11 protein-coding genes are annotated in these 16,100 nt (G+C 73.2%); 4 read left to right on the top strand and 7 right to left on the bottom strand.

Annotated features, from left to right (window positions below; translation table 11 throughout):
- Positions 1 to 1,590 (top strand): hypothetical protein (locus ABZ452_RS32195; protein ID WP_357951172.1); only part of this gene is annotated, 1,590 nt, incomplete at its 5' end.
- Between the two features lie 80 nt (positions 1,591 to 1,670).
- Here the strand turns inward: ABZ452_RS32195 and pulA are convergent.
- The 3 genes from pulA to ABZ452_RS32180 form a co-directional block, all read right to left on the bottom strand.
- On the bottom strand, positions 1,671 to 7,169 hold the full coding sequence (gene pulA / locus ABZ452_RS32190; RefSeq protein WP_357951169.1) for a pullulanase-type alpha-1,6-glucosidase: 5,499 nt from the start codon (positions 7,167 to 7,169) through the stop codon (positions 1,671 to 1,673).
- 151 nt (positions 7,170 to 7,320) lie between these two features.
- Positions 7,321 to 8,007, bottom strand: a complete 687-nt coding sequence (locus ABZ452_RS32185) for a cellulose binding domain-containing protein (protein ID WP_357951166.1) — start codon at positions 8,005 to 8,007, stop codon at positions 7,321 to 7,323.
- 86 nt (positions 8,008 to 8,093) lie between these two features.
- Positions 8,094 to 8,765: a cellulose binding domain-containing protein gene (locus ABZ452_RS32180; protein WP_357951164.1), complete on the bottom strand. Its 672-nt coding sequence runs from the start codon at positions 8,763 to 8,765 to the stop codon at positions 8,094 to 8,096.
- A gap of 388 nt (positions 8,766 to 9,153) precedes the next feature.
- Here ABZ452_RS32180 and ABZ452_RS32175 point away from each other — a divergent pair, with 388 nt between their 5' ends.
- The gene (locus ABZ452_RS32175; RefSeq protein ID WP_357951162.1) at positions 9,154 to 10,614 is read left to right on the top strand and encodes an APC family permease; all 1,461 of its coding nucleotides are present in this window, start codon (positions 9,154 to 9,156) and stop codon (positions 10,612 to 10,614) included.
- Positions 10,615 to 10,705: 91 nt separating this feature from the next.
- Here ABZ452_RS32175 and ABZ452_RS32170 read toward each other — a convergent pair whose 3' ends face one another.
- The gene (locus ABZ452_RS32170; RefSeq protein WP_357951160.1) at positions 10,706 to 12,166 is read right to left on the bottom strand and encodes a hypothetical protein; all 1,461 of its coding nucleotides are present in this window, start codon (positions 12,164 to 12,166) and stop codon (positions 10,706 to 10,708) included.
- Positions 12,167 to 12,412: 246 nt separating this feature from the next.
- Here ABZ452_RS32170 and ABZ452_RS32165 point away from each other — a divergent pair, with 246 nt between their 5' ends.
- Positions 12,413 to 13,594: a histidine decarboxylase gene (locus ABZ452_RS32165; protein ID WP_357951158.1), complete on the top strand. Its 1,182-nt coding sequence runs from the start codon at positions 12,413 to 12,415 to the stop codon at positions 13,592 to 13,594.
- 38 nt (positions 13,595 to 13,632) lie between these two features.
- On the opposite strand, the gene ABZ452_RS32160 is transcribed toward ABZ452_RS32165, so the two are convergent.
- On the bottom strand, positions 13,633 to 14,022 hold the full coding sequence (locus tag ABZ452_RS32160; protein ID WP_357951156.1) for a hypothetical protein: 390 nt from the start codon (positions 14,020 to 14,022) through the stop codon (positions 13,633 to 13,635).
- A 40-nt stretch (positions 14,023 to 14,062) separates the two neighbouring features.
- Positions 14,063 to 14,725, bottom strand: coding sequence for a hypothetical protein (locus ABZ452_RS32155; RefSeq protein WP_357951154.1), 663 nt, complete (start codon positions 14,723 to 14,725; stop codon positions 14,063 to 14,065).
- A 13-nt stretch (positions 14,726 to 14,738) separates the two neighbouring features.
- On the opposite strand from ABZ452_RS32155, the gene ABZ452_RS32150 reads away from it, so the two are divergent.
- Positions 14,739 to 14,918 carry a hypothetical protein gene (locus ABZ452_RS32150; RefSeq protein ID WP_357951151.1) on the top strand — a complete coding sequence of 60 codons (180 nt, stop codon included), beginning with the start codon at positions 14,739 to 14,741 and terminating at the stop codon, positions 14,916 to 14,918.
- A gap of 12 nt (positions 14,919 to 14,930) precedes the next feature.
- On the opposite strand, the gene ABZ452_RS32145 is transcribed toward ABZ452_RS32150, so the two are convergent.
- Complete coding sequence (locus ABZ452_RS32145; RefSeq protein WP_357951149.1) at positions 14,931 to 15,299, bottom strand: ArsC/Spx/MgsR family protein; 369 nt, start codon at positions 15,297 to 15,299, stop codon at positions 14,931 to 14,933.
- Positions 15,300 to 16,100: the final 801 nt, after the last annotated feature.

Raw genomic sequence — 16,100 nt, 5'->3', positions numbered from 1 at the left:
AAGGACCGCAAGTTCGGCGCGGCCCTGCCGGAGATCAAGCAGGACATCACGATCAAGGGCAACGGCTCGACGATCAAGCGGGACTCCGAGGACACGTTCCGGATCTTCCGGGTCGCCGACGGTGGCGAGCTGACCCTGAAGGACCTCACGGTCAAGGGCGGCAACGCCACCGAGTTCAAGTACGGCGGCGGCGGACCCCAGATCCCCGGCGGGCAGCAGGGCCCCTCCGCCTCGGGCAACGGCGCTCCGGGTGGCGCTCCGGGTGGCGCTCCGGGTGGCGCTCCGGGTGGCGCTCCGGGTGGCGCTCCGGGCAACGGCGCGCCGATGGCGCCCGCCGCCCAGACGGCGCCGGCCGCCCCGGCCGTCGCGGCCGTCGCGGGCGCCCAGACCGCCACCGCGGTGCAGGCCGCGCCGGTCGCCCAGGGCGCCCCGGTGGCCCAGGGTGCACCGCTGGCCCAGGGCGCGCCGGTGTCGTCGGACTCCGGCCCGCAGGGTTCGGGGTCGTGGGACAGCGACAAGGACAAGGACAAGGACAAGGACAAGCAGGGCGAGGGTGACGGCGGTGCGCTGCTGGTCGAGCGTGGCGGCAGCGCCAACCTGATCAAGGTCAAGCTGACCGACAACAACGCCGAGAAGAACGGCGGCGCCATCGCCAACTTCGGCCGCGTCCACCTCGAAGACAGCAAGGTCACCAACAACCACGCCCAGGAAGACGGCGGCGGCATCTTCAACCGCGGCGTACTCAAGGTCGTCGAATCCCACATCGACGACAACACCGCCGGCGGCAACGGCGGCGGCATCGCCAACGGCAACGGCGACAACACCAAGCACGACCCGTACGCCCCGAACAGCATGGAGCAGAACAGCTACGACAAGAACAAGGACAAGCACGACGAGGGCACCGTCGAAATCGTCGGCTCCGACCACGGCAAGGACGCCGTCAAGAGCACCCTGTCGGACAACCGGGCCGGCAAGAACGGCGGCGGCCTGTTCAGCTCCGGCGGCTTCGTCACCATCACCTTCACCGCCATCACCGGCAACACCGCCTGCGAGAACGGCGGCGGCATCTACGCCGAGAACACCGCCCTCAAGCTCGACCACGTCCTCGTCGCCAAGAACCACGCCGACGGAAACGGCGGCGGCATCGTCAACACCGGCGGCAAGCACTGGGGCTACCCCAACGACAAGGAAGACGCCACCGCCACCATCTCCGACAGCACCATCGTCGAGAACACCGCCAACCGCTTCGGCGGCGGCATCTTCAACGGCGAATGGCTCGTCAAGGTCGAAGACGGCTTCACCGAGCGCAACGGCAAGGACAAGGACGACAACGCCACCCTCACCCTGCGCGACACCGAAATCAAGAAGAACACCGCCCTCAACGGCGGCGGCATCTTCAACAACAAGGGCAAGGTCACCCTGACCAAGACCCACGTCACCAAGAACACCGCCACCGACACCGCCAAGCTCCACCGCGTCGCCGGCGGCGTCCTCAACAACGAGGGCAAGGTCAAGCTCGACGACAAGTCCACCATCACCAACAACGACCCCACCAACTGCGCCAACACCGTCGAAGACTGCTTCAACTGAGCACCGGTCGGCGTACGGATCGACGCAACGGGTCCGGCCCCCCGCCACTTCGTGGCGGGGGGCCGGACCGTCGTCGGGTGTCAGTTCTGGACGAAGACCGCCACGCTGCGCGCCGGCACGGTGAACGTGCCGCCGGCCCGGTCGAAGGACGCCGTCCGGAGCACCGGGTCGGCGGAGTTCCGCAGCACGGGGTGCAGCGCCACGTCCGCTCCGCGCAGGCCGGTGACGGTCTGCGTCGCCGTCTCCGGGATGCCGTTGAACACCACGGTGACCGACTTCCACTTCCCACCGAGCCCACGGGCGTCGAGGGTCATGGTGATGACGCCGGGGGTCTCCCGGTCGCCGGAGAGCGGGAAGGCGACCCGCTTCTGCACCTGGTCGGCGGTGGTCAGCCCGAACACGGGCGAGGAGCGCCGGATGGTCAGCAGTTCCGCGTACCGGGCGTCGGCTAGGTCGATGGCCGCGCAGTCCGGCACCAGCTTCGGGTCGGCCAGCAGCGGCTTCGCGTACGGCCACTTGTCCTTGTTGTCCTGCTCGGGCGGCAGGCCGGCGCCGAAGCCGTTGCCCTGGGCACAGTCCCAGCGGATCTGGTTGAACCAGTCACCGGAGTTGAAGGAGTTGCGGTCCAGCGACTTGGAGCGCAGCCGCTCCGAGCCGGCCGTCACGAACCCGGTCCCCTGCCCCATCACCACGGTGCTCAGGGCGAGCACCTGCATCCGGGCCCGGTCCTGCGCCGAGGTCCCCTGCGGCAGCTTGTACGCCAGCGCGTCGTAGAGGATCTCGTTGTCGTGCGCGTCGACGTAGGTGACCGCCTCGCCCGGCGCGGCCGTGTAGCCGGCCGGCGAGCCGTTGTAGTCCACCTGCGCGCCGGTGACCGGCCGGCCGGACGAGTCGGTGAACCGGTAGCCGCGCAGGTTGCCGGTCAGCCCCACCTTGATGAGGTCCTGCTGGTGCAGCAGCCGCGCCTTCTGCTCGGCGGCCGTGCCGTTGACGTCGTCCCCGTTCGGGTCGGTGAGGAGCCCGGACGCGAAGCCCTGGATCCGGGGGTTGCCGTCGAACGGGCCGCCGCCGCGCACCGCGTCGCGGAGCCGGTCGTTGAAGGTGCCGATGCCGGTGCCGGCCATGTTGGCCTGGGTGGCCTGCACGAACCGGGCGTCGTCGGCGACCTCGCCGAAGTTCCAGCCCTCGCCGTAGAGCAGGATCTTCTTCCCGTCCACGCCGTCACGGGCCACGGTCAGCTTGTCCAGCGCGGCGCGGACGGCCAGGATGTTCGCCTTCGGGTGGTGGCCCATGAGGTCGAACCGGAAGCCGTCCACCTTGTAGGCCTTCGCCCAGGTGACCAGCGAGTCCACCACGAGCTTGCCCATCATGGCGTGCTCCGGGGCGGTGTTGGCGCAGCAGGTCGAGTTGGCGACCGTGCCGTCGTCGAGCAGCCGCTGGTAGTAGCCCGGGACCACCTGGTCGAGCACCGACTTCGGGTCGGTGCCGGCGGCCGAGGTGTGGTTGTAGACGACGTCCATCACCACACGCAGGCCCGCCTGGTTGATCCCGGCGACCATCTGCCGGAACTCGGTGGTCCGCTTCGCCCCGGCCGGGTCGACGGCGTAGCCGCCCTCCGGCACGGTGTAGTGCAGCGGGTCGTACCCCCAGTTGTAGCCGTCCTTGTCGGCCACCGCCGCGACGCACTTCTGCTGTTCCTCGGAGTCCGGTGGCAGCGCGGCCAGGTCGCAGGCCGGCTGCGCCTGGTCGGCCCGCTTCTCCGGAATGGTGGCGAAGTCGAACGCCGGCAGCAGGTGCAGGTAGTTGACCCCGGCGTCGCCGAGCGCCGTCAGGTGCTTCATCCCGGCCGTGGCCGGGTCCGTGAAGGCGAGGTAGGTGCCCCGCCGCTCGGCCGGCACGGTGCTGTCGGCGATGGAGAAGTCGCGGACCGACACCTCCTGGATCTGCGCCTTCGCCGAGGGCACGGCCGCCGGCTTGCGCAGGTTCGCCCAGCCGGTCGGGGCCAGGGCCGGGTCGGCGAGGTCGACGATCTGGCTGTGCGTCGAGTCCGGCGCGAGGGCCAGCGAGTACGGGTCGGTCACCGCGGCGGTGACCATCTTCTGCGCGGCCGGCTGCCACGCCTCGACCTGGTACCGGTAGTACTTCCCGGTCCAGCCCTTCGTGCCGCGCACCGACCAGACGCCGGTGGTGTCGTCGCGGCGCATCGACACGGTCGCCGGTTCGGCGGTGGGCGAGTCGAAGAGCTGGAGCGAGACCTTCCGGGCGGTCGGCGCCCAGACGGCCAGGGTCGGCACCTTGCCGGCGAACGTGGGGCCGAGCTTCGCGCCGGCCGCGGCCCGGTAGAGGTCGTCGAGGACGCCGGGGATCTGCACCCCCGTGGCGCCGAGCAGGTGGCCCTCGGCGTCCCGCTCGGTCACCACGAGCTGGCCGCGCAGCGCCGCGGGCACCTCGGCCAGGTCGGCGCGGTCCAGCGTGAACGCGCGATAGGCCCAGAGCTGGGGGTACGCCTGCCGCTGGGCCTCGGTCAGCCCGTTGCGCGCCGCCCGCAGCGGCAGCGTGGTGTACGTCCCGGTCAGCTCACCGTCGGCGACCGCGAGCCCGCCGGCCGGGGCGGCCACCAGGGCGTACCGCTTGCCGTCGGTCGGCCCGGTCTGCCAGGCCACCGTGGACCGGTCGATCCACTGCGCCTTCTGCTTGCTGATGTCGAGGTCCTTCGCCACGCCGGACGAGGTGGGCGGGAGCAGCCGGCCCTTGACCCCGGCCAGCAGCCAGATCTCGTGCCCCGTGGTGGTGAGGTCCAGCCGCTGGTCGTCGGGCTGGTCCTTCTCGTCGCCGGAGTGCACGATGTAGTTCAGCCCGGTGGCGCCCGCCGCGAGCGGCACCCGGAAGACCGCGCCGTACGCGTCGATCTTCTCCGGCTTCAGCGGGTTGCCCCAGTCGGTCGGGTTGGCGGCGCCGTCCCAGAGGTGCAGGCCCCAGCCGTCATAGTTCCCGTCGGCCTTGCGCCAGTGGATGACCGCGGTGTTCTGGTCGACCGGTGGGTCGGGCTCGCCGGTGGCGGCCTGCCGCGTCGGGTAGAGGGCCGGGTCGCCCTGCTTGACCCAGACCTCGCCGGTCTGGGTCACGTCGATGGTGCGGTCGTTCGCGACGTCCTTGTTCCCGTCCTTGTCGACCACGAGGAACCCGACGGATTTCGCGCCCGGCTTCAGCTTGACCCAGGCGAACCGGCCGTAGGAGTCCTCACCCGCGAACGGCTGCCCCTTGGGCCACTCGGTCTGGTACGCCGGGTCGATGTCGCCCCAGGCGTAGAGGCCCCAGTCGGCGTACCCTCCGGCGGGGCGCTGGTAGTGCACGACCGTCCAGTCCCGGGACGCGCTCTGGGCCGGGGTGCCGACCACGCCGGTGGTGCGCGCGGCGGCCACGCGGCCCTTGCCGTCGCGGACCACGGCCTTGTACTCGACCTTCGTCCCGCCGGCCAGGCCGGTCAGGTCGTGGTGGACGGTGTACGGCGCCCGGTGCGCGCTGCCCAGCAGCGTCCACTTGCCGCCGGGGACCCGCGCCGCGAAGGTGACGGTGGCGAGGGGGTCGCCGGTAACCTGCGCGGTGACCGTGGCCTTCGTCGCGACCGGGGCGTCACCCGGCTCGGTGAGGGTGATCGTCGGGGTCGCCCCGGCCTGGGGGATCGCCCGGTCGGCCTTGAGCACCACGGCCGACATGGCCGGCACGGTCACGCCGAGCTTGCCGTCGGCGCCGGCGGTCGCGGTGGCGGCGCCACCGTAGACGCCGGTGAAGGTGGCGCCGGCCGACCAGGTGTCCACGGTGACAGTCTGCGCCGTCGGGGCGTTGTTCACGGCCACGACGTACTCGGTGCGGTCCTTGGGGAGGACGCGGGAGAAGGCGAAGACGCCGGGGCCGTCCGCCGCGTAGCGGGTGACCTGGATGCCGTCCCGCAGCGCGGGGTGGGCCTGCCGCAGCCGGCCCAGCTCGGCGATGGTCCGGTAGAGCGGGTGGGCGGTGTCGTACTGGTCGCTGGCGTGGGTGCGGGTGGTGCCGATCAGGTCGTCGTCGAGGTAGTCCGCCGTCCTGCTGGCGAACATGTCCTGCCGGGCGTCCTTGTCCCCGCCGGGGCCGGTGAAGCCCTGCTCGTCGCCGGAGTAGACGACCGGCTGGCCGCGGGTGAGGAACATCAGCTGGTGGGCGAGCTGGTCGCGGCGGAGCTGGCTGGCGTCGTCCCCGCCGGCGGCCGCGACGAACGAGCCGATCCGGCCCATGTCGTGGTTGCCCAGGAAGGTGGTCAGCCGGTTGGCGTCGGTGTCCCGCGCGGCGTAGAGGTCGTCCTTGGCGTACACGTCGGCCAGCGCCTTGGCCGAGCCGTCCGCGGCGGCGTAGCCCCGCGCGGCCTCCTGGAAGGAGAAGTCGAGGGTGGCCGGCAGGCCGCCCTGCCGCACGTAGGTCGACTCGACCTCCTGGTCGGCGCTGTAGACCTCGCCGAACATGAAGAAGTCCGGCTTGCCGGCCTTGGCGGCGGCGGCGTCGATGCCGCGGGTGAACTGCGGCCAGAAGTCGAGGTTGGCGTGCTTGACCGTGTCGAGGCGGAAGCCGTCGACGCCCGCCCTGCCGATCCACTGCGCGTAGATGTCGGTCATGCCGCGCACCACCTCGGGACGCTCGGTCCAGAGGTCGTCGAGGCCGAAGAAGTCGCCGTATTCGCTGTTCTCACCGGCGAAGGTGGAGTCGCCCCGGTTGTGGTACATGGTCGGGTCGTTCAGCCAGGCCGGCACCTTCACCTTGGCGTCGGCCGGGGTGGCGAAGGTCGGGGTGTACGGGAACGACGTGCCGTCGACCCGCGGGAACGCGCGGGTGCCGTCGGCGTAGTTGCGGTCCTCGAAGGCCCGCCCCTGCGTGTCGGTGTAGGGGGACGTCTTCTTGTCGACGTAGCCGTACCTGTCCTCCGCGTACCGGATGACGTCCGCGGTGTGGTTGACGATGATGTCCAGGTAGACCTTGATCCCCCGCTGGTGGGCGAGGCCGACCAGCTTCGTCAGCTCGGCGTTGGTGCCGAAGTGCGGGTCGACCTGCGTGAAGTCGGTGATCCAGTAGCCGTGGTAGCCGGCGGAGACGTCCGCGCCGGTGCCCTGCACGGGCCGGTTCTTGAAGATCGGGGCGAGCCAGATGGCCGTGGTGCCCAGGCCCTGGATGTAGTCCATCCGGTCGATGACCCCCTTGAGGTCACCGCCGTGGTAGAAGCCCTTGTCCGTCGGGTCCAGGCCGGTGCTGAGCCGGTCGCCGGTCAGCCCGCCGGTGTCGTTGCGCTTGTCGCCGTTGGCGAAGCGGTCCGGCAGGACGAAGTAGAACTGCTCGGCCTTCGCGCCGTTGCTGCCGGCCTTGAGCAGCGTCTCGGCGGACGGCTCCCGGCTCCACTGCGGGGCGCCCGCGGCGGCCAGCACGTCGGGGGTGGCGGGTCGGCCGCTGCCGTCGGCACCCAGCTGGTGGAGGGCCACCGGCACGCCGACGAGGGTGAGCACGAGGGAGGTGGCCAGGGCGGCCAGTGCCTTGAGGGAGATCGGCGGGGGTTTCATCGACGGCCTTTCTCTGGTCGCTGATTCGCCCGCACGCTAGCTCTCGCCGAAACATTCTGCAATACCTTGCAAACCAAGTCGCAACAAAGCAGCAGTCTTGCGAAACACGGCAGATCGCGGGTCGCCGAGCCGGCGACCCGCGGCCGGCGGATCAGAGACCGGAGCAGGCCGCGCCGTCGACCGTGCAGCTCGACGGCCTCGTCGCGCGCCTCTGCTCGAAGTGGAACTGCAGCGCCACCGACGCGCCGGGCGCCAGGTCGACCCCGCTGCGGTAGGTGAGCACGCCATCGTTGAAGCCCCCGCTGCCCTGCTCGGCGCCGCTCACCCAGACGGCCACGAGACGGCTGCGCGGGACGGCCAGCCGCACCGTCCAACCCCGCGCCGCGCCGGTGGTGTTGACCAGTCGCACCTCACCGACGAAGCCACCGTCGAAGCTGCTCACCACGCCGTAGCGGCCGGTGACCGCCGGCGGTGCGGCGGGCGGCGGTGCGGCCGCCGGCCGGCTGCCGGGACCGCCCGCGCTCGGCGACGGGCGCGGCGTCGGCCGGGCGGGAAGCACGGTGGACCGGGGGGACAGCCCGGGCACCACCGGCCCGGCGGCGGACGCGGGCGGCCGGGTCGTCCCACCCGGCGCGGTGGGCGTGGTGACCGGCACCTGGGGCAGCGACATCGTCGGGTCCGGCGGCGGGGGCTCGGCGAACGTCCGCCGCCCGCGCACCGAGCCCAGCGCCACGACCAGCAGCACCACCATGACGACCACGCCGATCGAGACGACGATCCAGGGCGAGGAGGTCACGGCGGCGCCGGGTGACGGGCGTGCGCGTCGCGTGCCGGGCATGGCCCCTCCCCTGTCGGTCCCGTCGGGAGCGTAGCGATCGGGGACGGCGACCGGAAAGCGGCCGGTCCACCCCTGCCCGCCGCTCCTCAGTCGATGGCGCAGTCCGCGCCGTTGACCGTGCACCGGCCCGGTCGGTCACCGGCGCCCGTACGCCCGAAGCTCAGGCGGACCGTGGCGCTCTCGCCGGCCGGCAGCGGCCCGGTGCCGCGCAGCACGAACACCCCGCTGCCCTGGGTGCTGACCGACAGCCCCGACGTGGACGAGGCCTGGACGGTCTTCACGTTCCCGGTGAAGAACAACTCGACCGTCCAGTCCCGGCCGTCCCCCGAGCCGTTGACCACGGTCAGCCGGGCGTCGAACCCGTCCCGGTCGCTCCCGGTGGCCTCGTAGCGGGCGGTGACCGCAACCGGAGCGACCGCCCGGACCGAGGCGCTGGGCCGGGGCGTGGCCGACCGGGACGGGCCGGCCGCGGGCGAGGTGGTCGTGGGTGAGCTGGGCGCGGTGGGCGACGGCGTCATCGGCGGCGCGACGGTGGCCCCGCCGGTCGGGGAGGTCCGTTCCACGCCGAGGGTCGGCAGGTACATCGGTGGCGCGGGCGCCGGCATCGGCGCGCGTTCGGCTCCGCGCAGGGAGAACAGGACGACCACCAGCAGGCCGGCGATCAGGCCGACGCCGAGCACCACCACGATCCACGGCGCCGAGGCGAGCACCCGCGGCGCCGCCGGTGCGTCGGACGGCCGGACCGGCCCGCCGCTCATCCGATGCCCCTCTCCGTGGTCGCCGACGCGCCAGCGTAGCCAGGGTGCGCCGGGACGCGCAGCGCGCGCGGAGCGTTCCGACCGTCCGGGCACCCGCGACGCCCGGAACGGGTGATCACCTGTGGCGAATCGGGCTCCGCCGGCCGGGCTCGCCGCCACGGCCCGCATGCGGCGCGTCGCAGCGCGTCGTCGGCTACGCTGTCCGGGCTCGGCGACGGGGACTCCGCAACGGCGCAGATTCGGGCAAGGTCGCGCACATCCGCCCGCACTGTCCATCATGGAGCGCCACTCGACGGGCGCCCCGCCCCACCACCTCCGGCCGCCGCCCGGCCGCCGCCCGCTCCGTCCCGCCCCGACAACCCCCTCCTCCCCCACTCGGAGCAACTCCATGCAGATTGCCAGCGCGCCAACCGGGCTCATCCGCAAGTCCCTCGGCACCGGCGCCCTGTTGGTGTTCAGCGCGACCGCCTCCTCCCCGATGGCCGTGCTCGCCGGCGCGATCGTCGCCACGTACGCCTCGACCGGGGTCACCGGCACACCGCTCGGCTTCCTCGTGATCGCCGCCGCGTTGCTCTTCTTCTCCGTCGGCTACCTGGCCATGGCCCGCTACGTCTCCAGCGCGGGCGTCTTCTACGCGGCCCTGGCCGCCGGCTTCGGACGGTTCTGGGGCGTGGTCGCCGCGCCCGTCGTGCTGCTCGGCTACAACGCCATCCAGATCTGCCTGTACGGGCTGCTCGGCGCCGTTGTCAGCGGCAGCCTCGGCGGCCCCTGGTGGGCCTGGGCCCTGGCCGCCTGGGCCGGGGTCGCCCTGGTCGGCATGCTGAAGGCGCGGATCAGCGTCGGGCTGCTGGGCGCGGTGCTGGCCGTCGAGGTCGCCGTGATCCTGCTCTTCGTGCTCACCTCGTTCACCCACCCGGCCGGCGGGTCGGTGAGCCTCGCGCCGCTGGACCCCGGCAACCTGCTGGTCCCCGGCATCGGCGGTGTGGTCGCCTTCTGCGCGGCCTCGTTCGTGGGCTACGAGTCGGCCGCGGTCTACTCCGAGGAGGCCCGGTCGCCGCAGGCGGTGTCCCGGGCCGCCTACTCGGCGCTGATCCTGCTGGGCGTCCTCTACGCCCTCGCCGCCTGGGCCATGGCCGTGGCCGTCGGGCCGGACCAGGTCGTCGACCGGTCCCGTGACCCGGGCTCCGGCCTGCCGTTCTCCATCCTGGAGGCCCACGTCAGCCCCGTGCTCGGCAGCGTCGCGACGATCCTGGTGGTGACCAGCGTGTTCGCCGCGATGGTGAGCTTCCACAACTCGATCGCCCGGTACGCCTTCAGCCTCGGCCGGGAGCGGGTGCTGCCGGCGGTGTTCGAGCGGGTCGGCCGGGGCGGCGCGCCGGTCGCCGGGTCGGTGCTCCAGTCGGCGATCGCCCTGCCGGCCGTCCTGGTCTTCGCGCTCACCGGGGCCGACCCGGTCGCCATCATGTTCAGCTGGCTCTCCGGCGTCGCCGCCATCGCGGTGCTGCTCATGATGGCGGTCACCTCGGTCGCCACGATCGCCTTCTTCCGCAGGGGCGGCGGCAGCCTCGAAAGCGCGTGGCAGCGTACGGTCGCCCCGGCCATCGGGGCCGCGCTGGTCGGCGCGGCCCTGCTCACCACGCTGGTCAACCTCTCCGCCGTGCTCGGGGCGCCCGCCGACTCCACCACGAAGTGGCTGGTCCCCGGCGCGGTGGCCGCCGCCGTGGCGGTGGGCCTGATCTGGGCGGCGGTCCTCCAGGCCACCCGCCCGGAAGTGCTGGAGAACGTCGGGCAGGGCCAGCGCCGCCCGCTCGCGGTGATCGAGCAGGATCTGGTCGGCCGTTCCCTGTAGGACACCCGGACGCGCCGACGGCCCGCCCGCGAGGTCCGGGGGCGGGCGGTCCGCGTCTCAGCGGTGACGCCCGCCGCCGGACACGACCGTCTCAGTGGCGGCGCCGGCCGCCCGTGGACGCGACCGTCGCGGCCTTGCGCTCCTGGCCGGCCAGCACCAGCCGGTTGAGGTGCTGCAACGCGCGCCAGGCCGGGTCGACCTGCTGCTCCGGGGTGAGCGGGAGCCAGCTCCGGACCTCCACGCCCCCGCCACTGAAGTGCGGGCAGGTGGAGTTCACCTCGACCTGCTCGTGCGCCCGCGCCGGGCGCTCCACCACCAGCAGGTTGTCGTCGGACATCACCACCAGGTTCCGGCCGGGGATGCCCATCCCGCCGACGCCCGGCAGCTCCGGGCCCCCGCTGCCGCCGCTGCCGCCACCGAGGAGAGTCGACACCGAGACCCCGACGTAGCGCGCCTCGGCGGGCATCGGCTCGCCGGCCTGGGTCATCTGGGCCACCGGGTCGAAGACACCGCCCCCGGCCAGGTAACCCTCGGCGATCTCGCACAGCTCGGCGAGCAGCGCCGGCAGGTCCTGCACCTCGCTGCCGTCCCGGAACAGGCGGGAGGCCGCCCTGATCTCGTAGTAGGGGCGCCGCGGGTCGGCGAACCGGGGATCCAGGCTGGCGTAGAGGAAGACGAGCGCGTGCGGCCCGACCGGGCTGGTCCGGCGCAGGTCCCAGTAGTGCGAGGCGTGCAGGGCGTTCGCGTACTGCACGCGGTGCACCACCGCCTGCCGGATCTGGTGGTGGACCGCCTGGTTCGCGTGGCCGTCGATGGTCGGCTCGGCCGTGGCGCCCGACGACCAGCTCGCCGGCGGCGGACCGGCGGCGGCGTACCGCCCGGTGTCCGGCGCACGGTAGCCCCGCGACGTCGCCGGGTAGGCCGGTGCGGAGGCACCGCGGACCGGGGCCGCCGTGGCGCCCAGCCCGGAGATCCGGGCCGCGCTGCCGCGACCCGGGGCCTCCGGCGGAGCGAACCGACCGGCGCCGCCCGGGCCGCCAAGGCCGCCGGCCGCCGGAGCGCCGAGGCCCCCGGGCGGCGGAGCGCCGAAGCCCTCGGATGTTGGGGCGCCGAAGCCCCCGGGCGTCGGGCCGCCGAAGCTCTCGGGTGTCGGGGCGCCGAAGCCCCCGGGCGTCGGAGCGCCGAAGCCCTCGGATGTCGGGGCGCCGAAGCCCCCGGGCGTCGGGCCGCCGAAGCTCTCGGGTGTCGGGGCGCCGTAGCTGTGGGCCGAAGGCGGCCCGAATCGGCCCGGCCCCGCCGGCGACGGGTGTCCGGTGTCGGGGGCGGTGTGGCCGCGGAGCGGCGAGGCGGGCCGACCGTGGGCCGGGGTCGTCGGCAGGCCATGGCCCGGCGAGTCCGGGGCCGGCGCGCCACCGGAGAGCCGGCGGCTGCCCCACCGTGCGGACGGCCGGACCGGCGGTGTCGGCGGGTACGCCGGCCGGTCGGCCGTGCCGTCGTTCCAGCTGTCCTCATGAGACGGGCGCGGCAGCGGGGACCGGTGATCCTGCGACACGTGGCAGCTCCTGGATAGCGGGAATTCGCCCGGCCGATGATTTCACTGAGTGCACGGGTTATCAACTGTCCGCAAGCATTTCGGCGCCAGGCTCGCTGACTGGTCACTCAGTCAGTGGAGGTGTCCCCGGCGGTCGCACCCGTCGATTTTGGACAATTGGTGGCCAAGTTGGTAACGCTTGCCCGCTCTCCGTGACTCATGGTCCACTCTGTGCGCTGTCCACCGGGACGACGAGGGAGCGCCGTGTTGCCAGCCGACCCAGGCCGTGACGGTTCCGTCGCGCGTCCCGAGGAGCTCCTCGCGGAACTCACCGCGGTCCGCTCGGCCGCGACCGCCGGGCGGCGGACGCACGTCGGCTTCCCGGTCGCCACCGACATCGACTACAGCCCGCTGGCGCCCCTGTTCGGCTCGTTGCTCAACAACATCGGCGACCCGTGGACCGACCCGGCCGGCACGAACCACACCAAGCAGTACGAGCGGGAGGTGCTCGACTGGTTCGGCGACCTGTTCCAGGCCCCGGCCGACGACCGCTGGGGCTACCTCACCTCGGGCGGCACCGAGGGCAACCTCTACGGCCTCTACCTGGCCCGGGCGCGGCTGCCCAGGGCGCTGGTCTACCACTCCGCCGACGCCCACTACTCGCTGCCCAAGTGCGTCGACATCCTCGGCCTGGACTCGGTGGTGGTGCGCTCCGACGAGCGCGGCGAGATGGACTACGACGACCTGGCCCGGATGGTCGACCGGCACCGCGACCGGCCGGCCGTCGTGGTGGCCACCTGCGGCACCACGATGACCGAGGCCGCCGACGACGTGCCGCGGATCCGGCAGCTGCTCGCCCGCACCCCCGTCCGCCACCACCTGCACGTCGACGGCGCGCTGGCCGGGGTTCCGCTGGCCCTGGCCGACGGGCGGGCCACACTGCGGCTGGACGCGACGGTCGACAGCATCGCCATCTCCGGCTACAAATTCCTCGGCACCCCGGTGCCGTGCGGGGTGGTGCTGACCCGCCGCACCCTCCAGCAGCAGCTCGCCCGTTCCGCGAACTACACCGGCACGGTGGACACCACGATCAGCGGTTCCCGCAGCGGCCACGCCGCGCTGCTGCTCTGGTACGCGATCCGCAGCCTCGGCCACGACGGCCTGCGGGAGCGCGCCGAGCGGGCCCGCGAGCTGGCCGCGTACGCGGTGCGGCGGCTCAACGAGGTGGGCTGGCCGGCCTGGCGGCACGAGCACGCCTTCACGGTCGTCTTCCCCACCCCGCCCCCGGCCGTGACGGCGAAGTGGGTGCTGGCGAGCAGCGCCGGCCGCAGTCACCTGGTCTGCATGCCCGGCGTCACCCGCGAGGCCGTCGACGACTTCGTGTCCGACGTGGCGGCCGGTGGCGCGCGGCTCGACGCGATGCCCCGCCGCCGGGAGCTGGTGCGCTGAGCCGTCCGCGTCTCGACCGGGCCGCGGGACCGCCGCCGTCAGGCGGTGCGGATGACGGTGCAGATGGCCGGGCCGTCGGCGGTGGCCCGCAGCAGGTAGCGGTAGCGCTCGCCGGGCACCGCCCGGCCCTGGCTGTCCAGGAACTCCCAGCGGACCGCCACCTCGGTGAGCAGCGCGGAAACCTGCTGCACATCCTCGATGAGCGCGTGGGCGGCGACCAGTTCCCGCTCCTGGTAGTCGGGGGCCGCGCCGACGAAGCTGAGCGCCACGGCGGCCGGCGAGGTGAACGAGAAGCTGTACGTGTCGGCGACCACCAGCCCCGGCAGCGCGTAGCAGCCGGCGATGGCGGGCACGTCGGCGGTGGTCAGCGCCACGCCGTACCGGTCGAAGAAGTCGGCGAGCGTGTCGAGGTCCGTGGAAGCCGTCACGTCCGTCTCCATTGCCGGACGGCGGGTGCGGCAAACCTGGTCAGCGAGGTGGGATGCGTACCTCGATCTCCGCACCGAGCTGGGCGCCGCCCGTGAGGTCGAGGTCGTCGCCGCTCCAGAACCGCCCCGGGTCGTACCAGTTGGGCCGGCGACCGGCGGGCAGCAGACCCATCGCCTCGTAGGTCACGGCCACCACCTCCGCGCAGTACGCGGTCTCCAGCGCCCGGTCGCGGACCGGCACACCGCCGCCGTCGGCGATGGAGGGTCGGCCGCGCCGCAGGTTCGGCACCCGGCCGCGGGCCCAGCGCCAGGCGAGCTGCGCGGTGGAGGGGAACGGCGTGCCGTCGAGGCGGGCCACGGTCCGCAGCACCGCCTCCTCCATCGTGGTGTCCGCCGGCGGTTCGAGCTGGCGCAGCCAGGCCCGCTGGCCGTACCGGTTGGCCCACACGCAGACCGCGTCCCGCAGGTCGTGCAGCTGCACGCCGCGCTGGTGGGAGCCGGTCCACATGTCCGGCAGCGAGCGGCCCAGCTCGGCGTGCCACATCAGCGGCGGCATGTCGTCCAGCACCACGGCCATGCCCACGTGGTTGACTGGGCTGTTCGTAGTGAGCTGGATGGCGCGGTCCGGCACGCTGCGCCCGCGGAAGACCCACAGGTCGCCGGTGCGGGTCAGCTCCACCGCCTCGTCCAGGCTGATGCTCATGGAGGATCACCCTATGCCGAAGCGGCAACGGATGCGGTGGTGGAAGCTGCTCGGCCTGGCCGGCCTCGCCGGTGTGGCGGCGACCGGTGTGGTCGTGGCCCGGGCGGAACGGCGGCGCCGGGCGTACACCCCGGAGGAGATCCGGGACCGGCTCCGCGAGCGGCACGCGAAGGCCGGCGACCGGGCCTCCTGACCCACCGCGCGCTCACCGGTCGCTGCGGCGCACCGCCTCGTCCAGGGCCTCCGGGGTACGTCCGACCAGCGCGCTGCCGTCGTCCAGCAGCAGGATGGGGCGCTGGATCAGCTCGGGGTGGGCGACCATCGCGGCGATCCAGCGCGGCTCCGCGGCGTCGTCGCGGGGCCAGTCCGCCATGCCCAGCGCGGTCGCGGCCGGCTCGCCGGTGCGGCAGATGTCCCACGCCCGGGCGTCCAGCCGGCGCAGCACCTCGGCCAACTCGTCCGCGGTCGGCGGCTCGGTCAGGTACGCCCGCAGCCGGTAGGGCACCCGTGCCTCGTCGAGCGACGCACGGGCCGCGGCGCACTTCGAGCAGGACGGGTTGTTCCAGATCTCCATGCCCGACATGGTGGCACGCCCACTGTGGAACCCGGCAGGTCACGCCGCCCGGAGTCGACCTCGCCACGAGTGGAACGTCATGGAGGCATCCGCGCACCGGTGACCTCCGAGCCGTTGCACCACCGCCGACCACATCCGGGCGGCCGCGACGCGGTCCGGCGAGATGTCCGTTATGCCGTCCGGTGGTTGGTCGGGCCCGCTGCGCGAGGCCTCGGCCCGCCCGCCCTGATTCTGCGCGAGGGCTCAGCCCGGCCCCCGTTGATCAAGAAGGTTTGCGTCGGGATTCGGCTGGAACGCGACGCAGACCGCTGATCAACGCCGGGGTGCGTCCGTCGTCGGCGGGTCGGGCCGCCGGCTCGCCGGGTTCACCGTGCTCGCTTCGCATCAACCCGGGTGACCGGTTGGCGGCCGGACCGGCGGCATCGTCGGGGTTCACCGTGCCCGCTTCGCATCAACGCCGATGACCGGTTCGCAGCCGGACCGGCGGCATCGTCGGGTTCGTCCCACCCGCTGCGCCTGGAGATCTTGGACAGTTGTCGTTCGCTGCGAACGACAACTGTCCAAGATCCGCACCGCCGGCTGCCGCGCCCTGGGGCGCCTGTCCGGTTTGCGCCGTTGATTGCGACCGCCGTGTCCGGTTTCGGCCGGTCGTGGGGGTGGTCGGCGCCACCGCCGGGGCGGAATCATGCCGGGGCCGGGGTCGTTATACATGGCAGACCGCGCAGCACCCCGCCCCCGAGCGAGGCAGCCCGGTCGGAATGACCGGCCCCCGCCGGTCGTTACACATGGCGGGCCGCGCAC

The sequence above is a fragment of the Micromonospora sp. NPDC005707 genome (genome assembly GCF_040631005.1).
Classification (GTDB): Bacteria; Actinomycetota; Actinomycetes; order Mycobacteriales; family Micromonosporaceae; genus Micromonospora.
The sequence above is the reverse complement of the archived record's forward strand: the minus strand, read 5'-3'. Positions and strand labels throughout refer to the sequence as shown.

Bases quoted from the DNA above. Each gene is read 5' to 3' on its own strand.
- ABZ452_RS32150 (WP_357951151.1), top strand. From the start codon at position 14,739: ATGCCGAAGCGGCAACGGATGCGGTGGTGGAAGCTGCTCGGCCTGGCC.
- ABZ452_RS32185 (WP_357951166.1), bottom strand. From the start codon at position 8,007: ATGCCCGGCACGCGACGCGCACGCCCGTCACCCGGCGCCGCCGTGACC.
- ABZ452_RS32145 (WP_357951149.1), bottom strand. From the start codon at position 15,299: ATGGAGATCTGGAACAACCCGTCCTGCTCGAAGTGCGCCGCGGCCCGT.
- pulA (WP_357951169.1), bottom strand. From the start codon at position 7,169: ATGAAACCCCCGCCGATCTCCCTCAAGGCACTGGCCGCCCTGGCCACC.
- ABZ452_RS32155 (WP_357951154.1), bottom strand. From the start codon at position 14,725: ATGAGCATCAGCCTGGACGAGGCGGTGGAGCTGACCCGCACCGGCGAC.
- ABZ452_RS32180 (WP_357951164.1), bottom strand. From the start codon at position 8,765: ATGAGCGGCGGGCCGGTCCGGCCGTCCGACGCACCGGCGGCGCCGCGG.
- ABZ452_RS32175 (WP_357951162.1), top strand. From the start codon at position 9,154: ATGCAGATTGCCAGCGCGCCAACCGGGCTCATCCGCAAGTCCCTCGGC.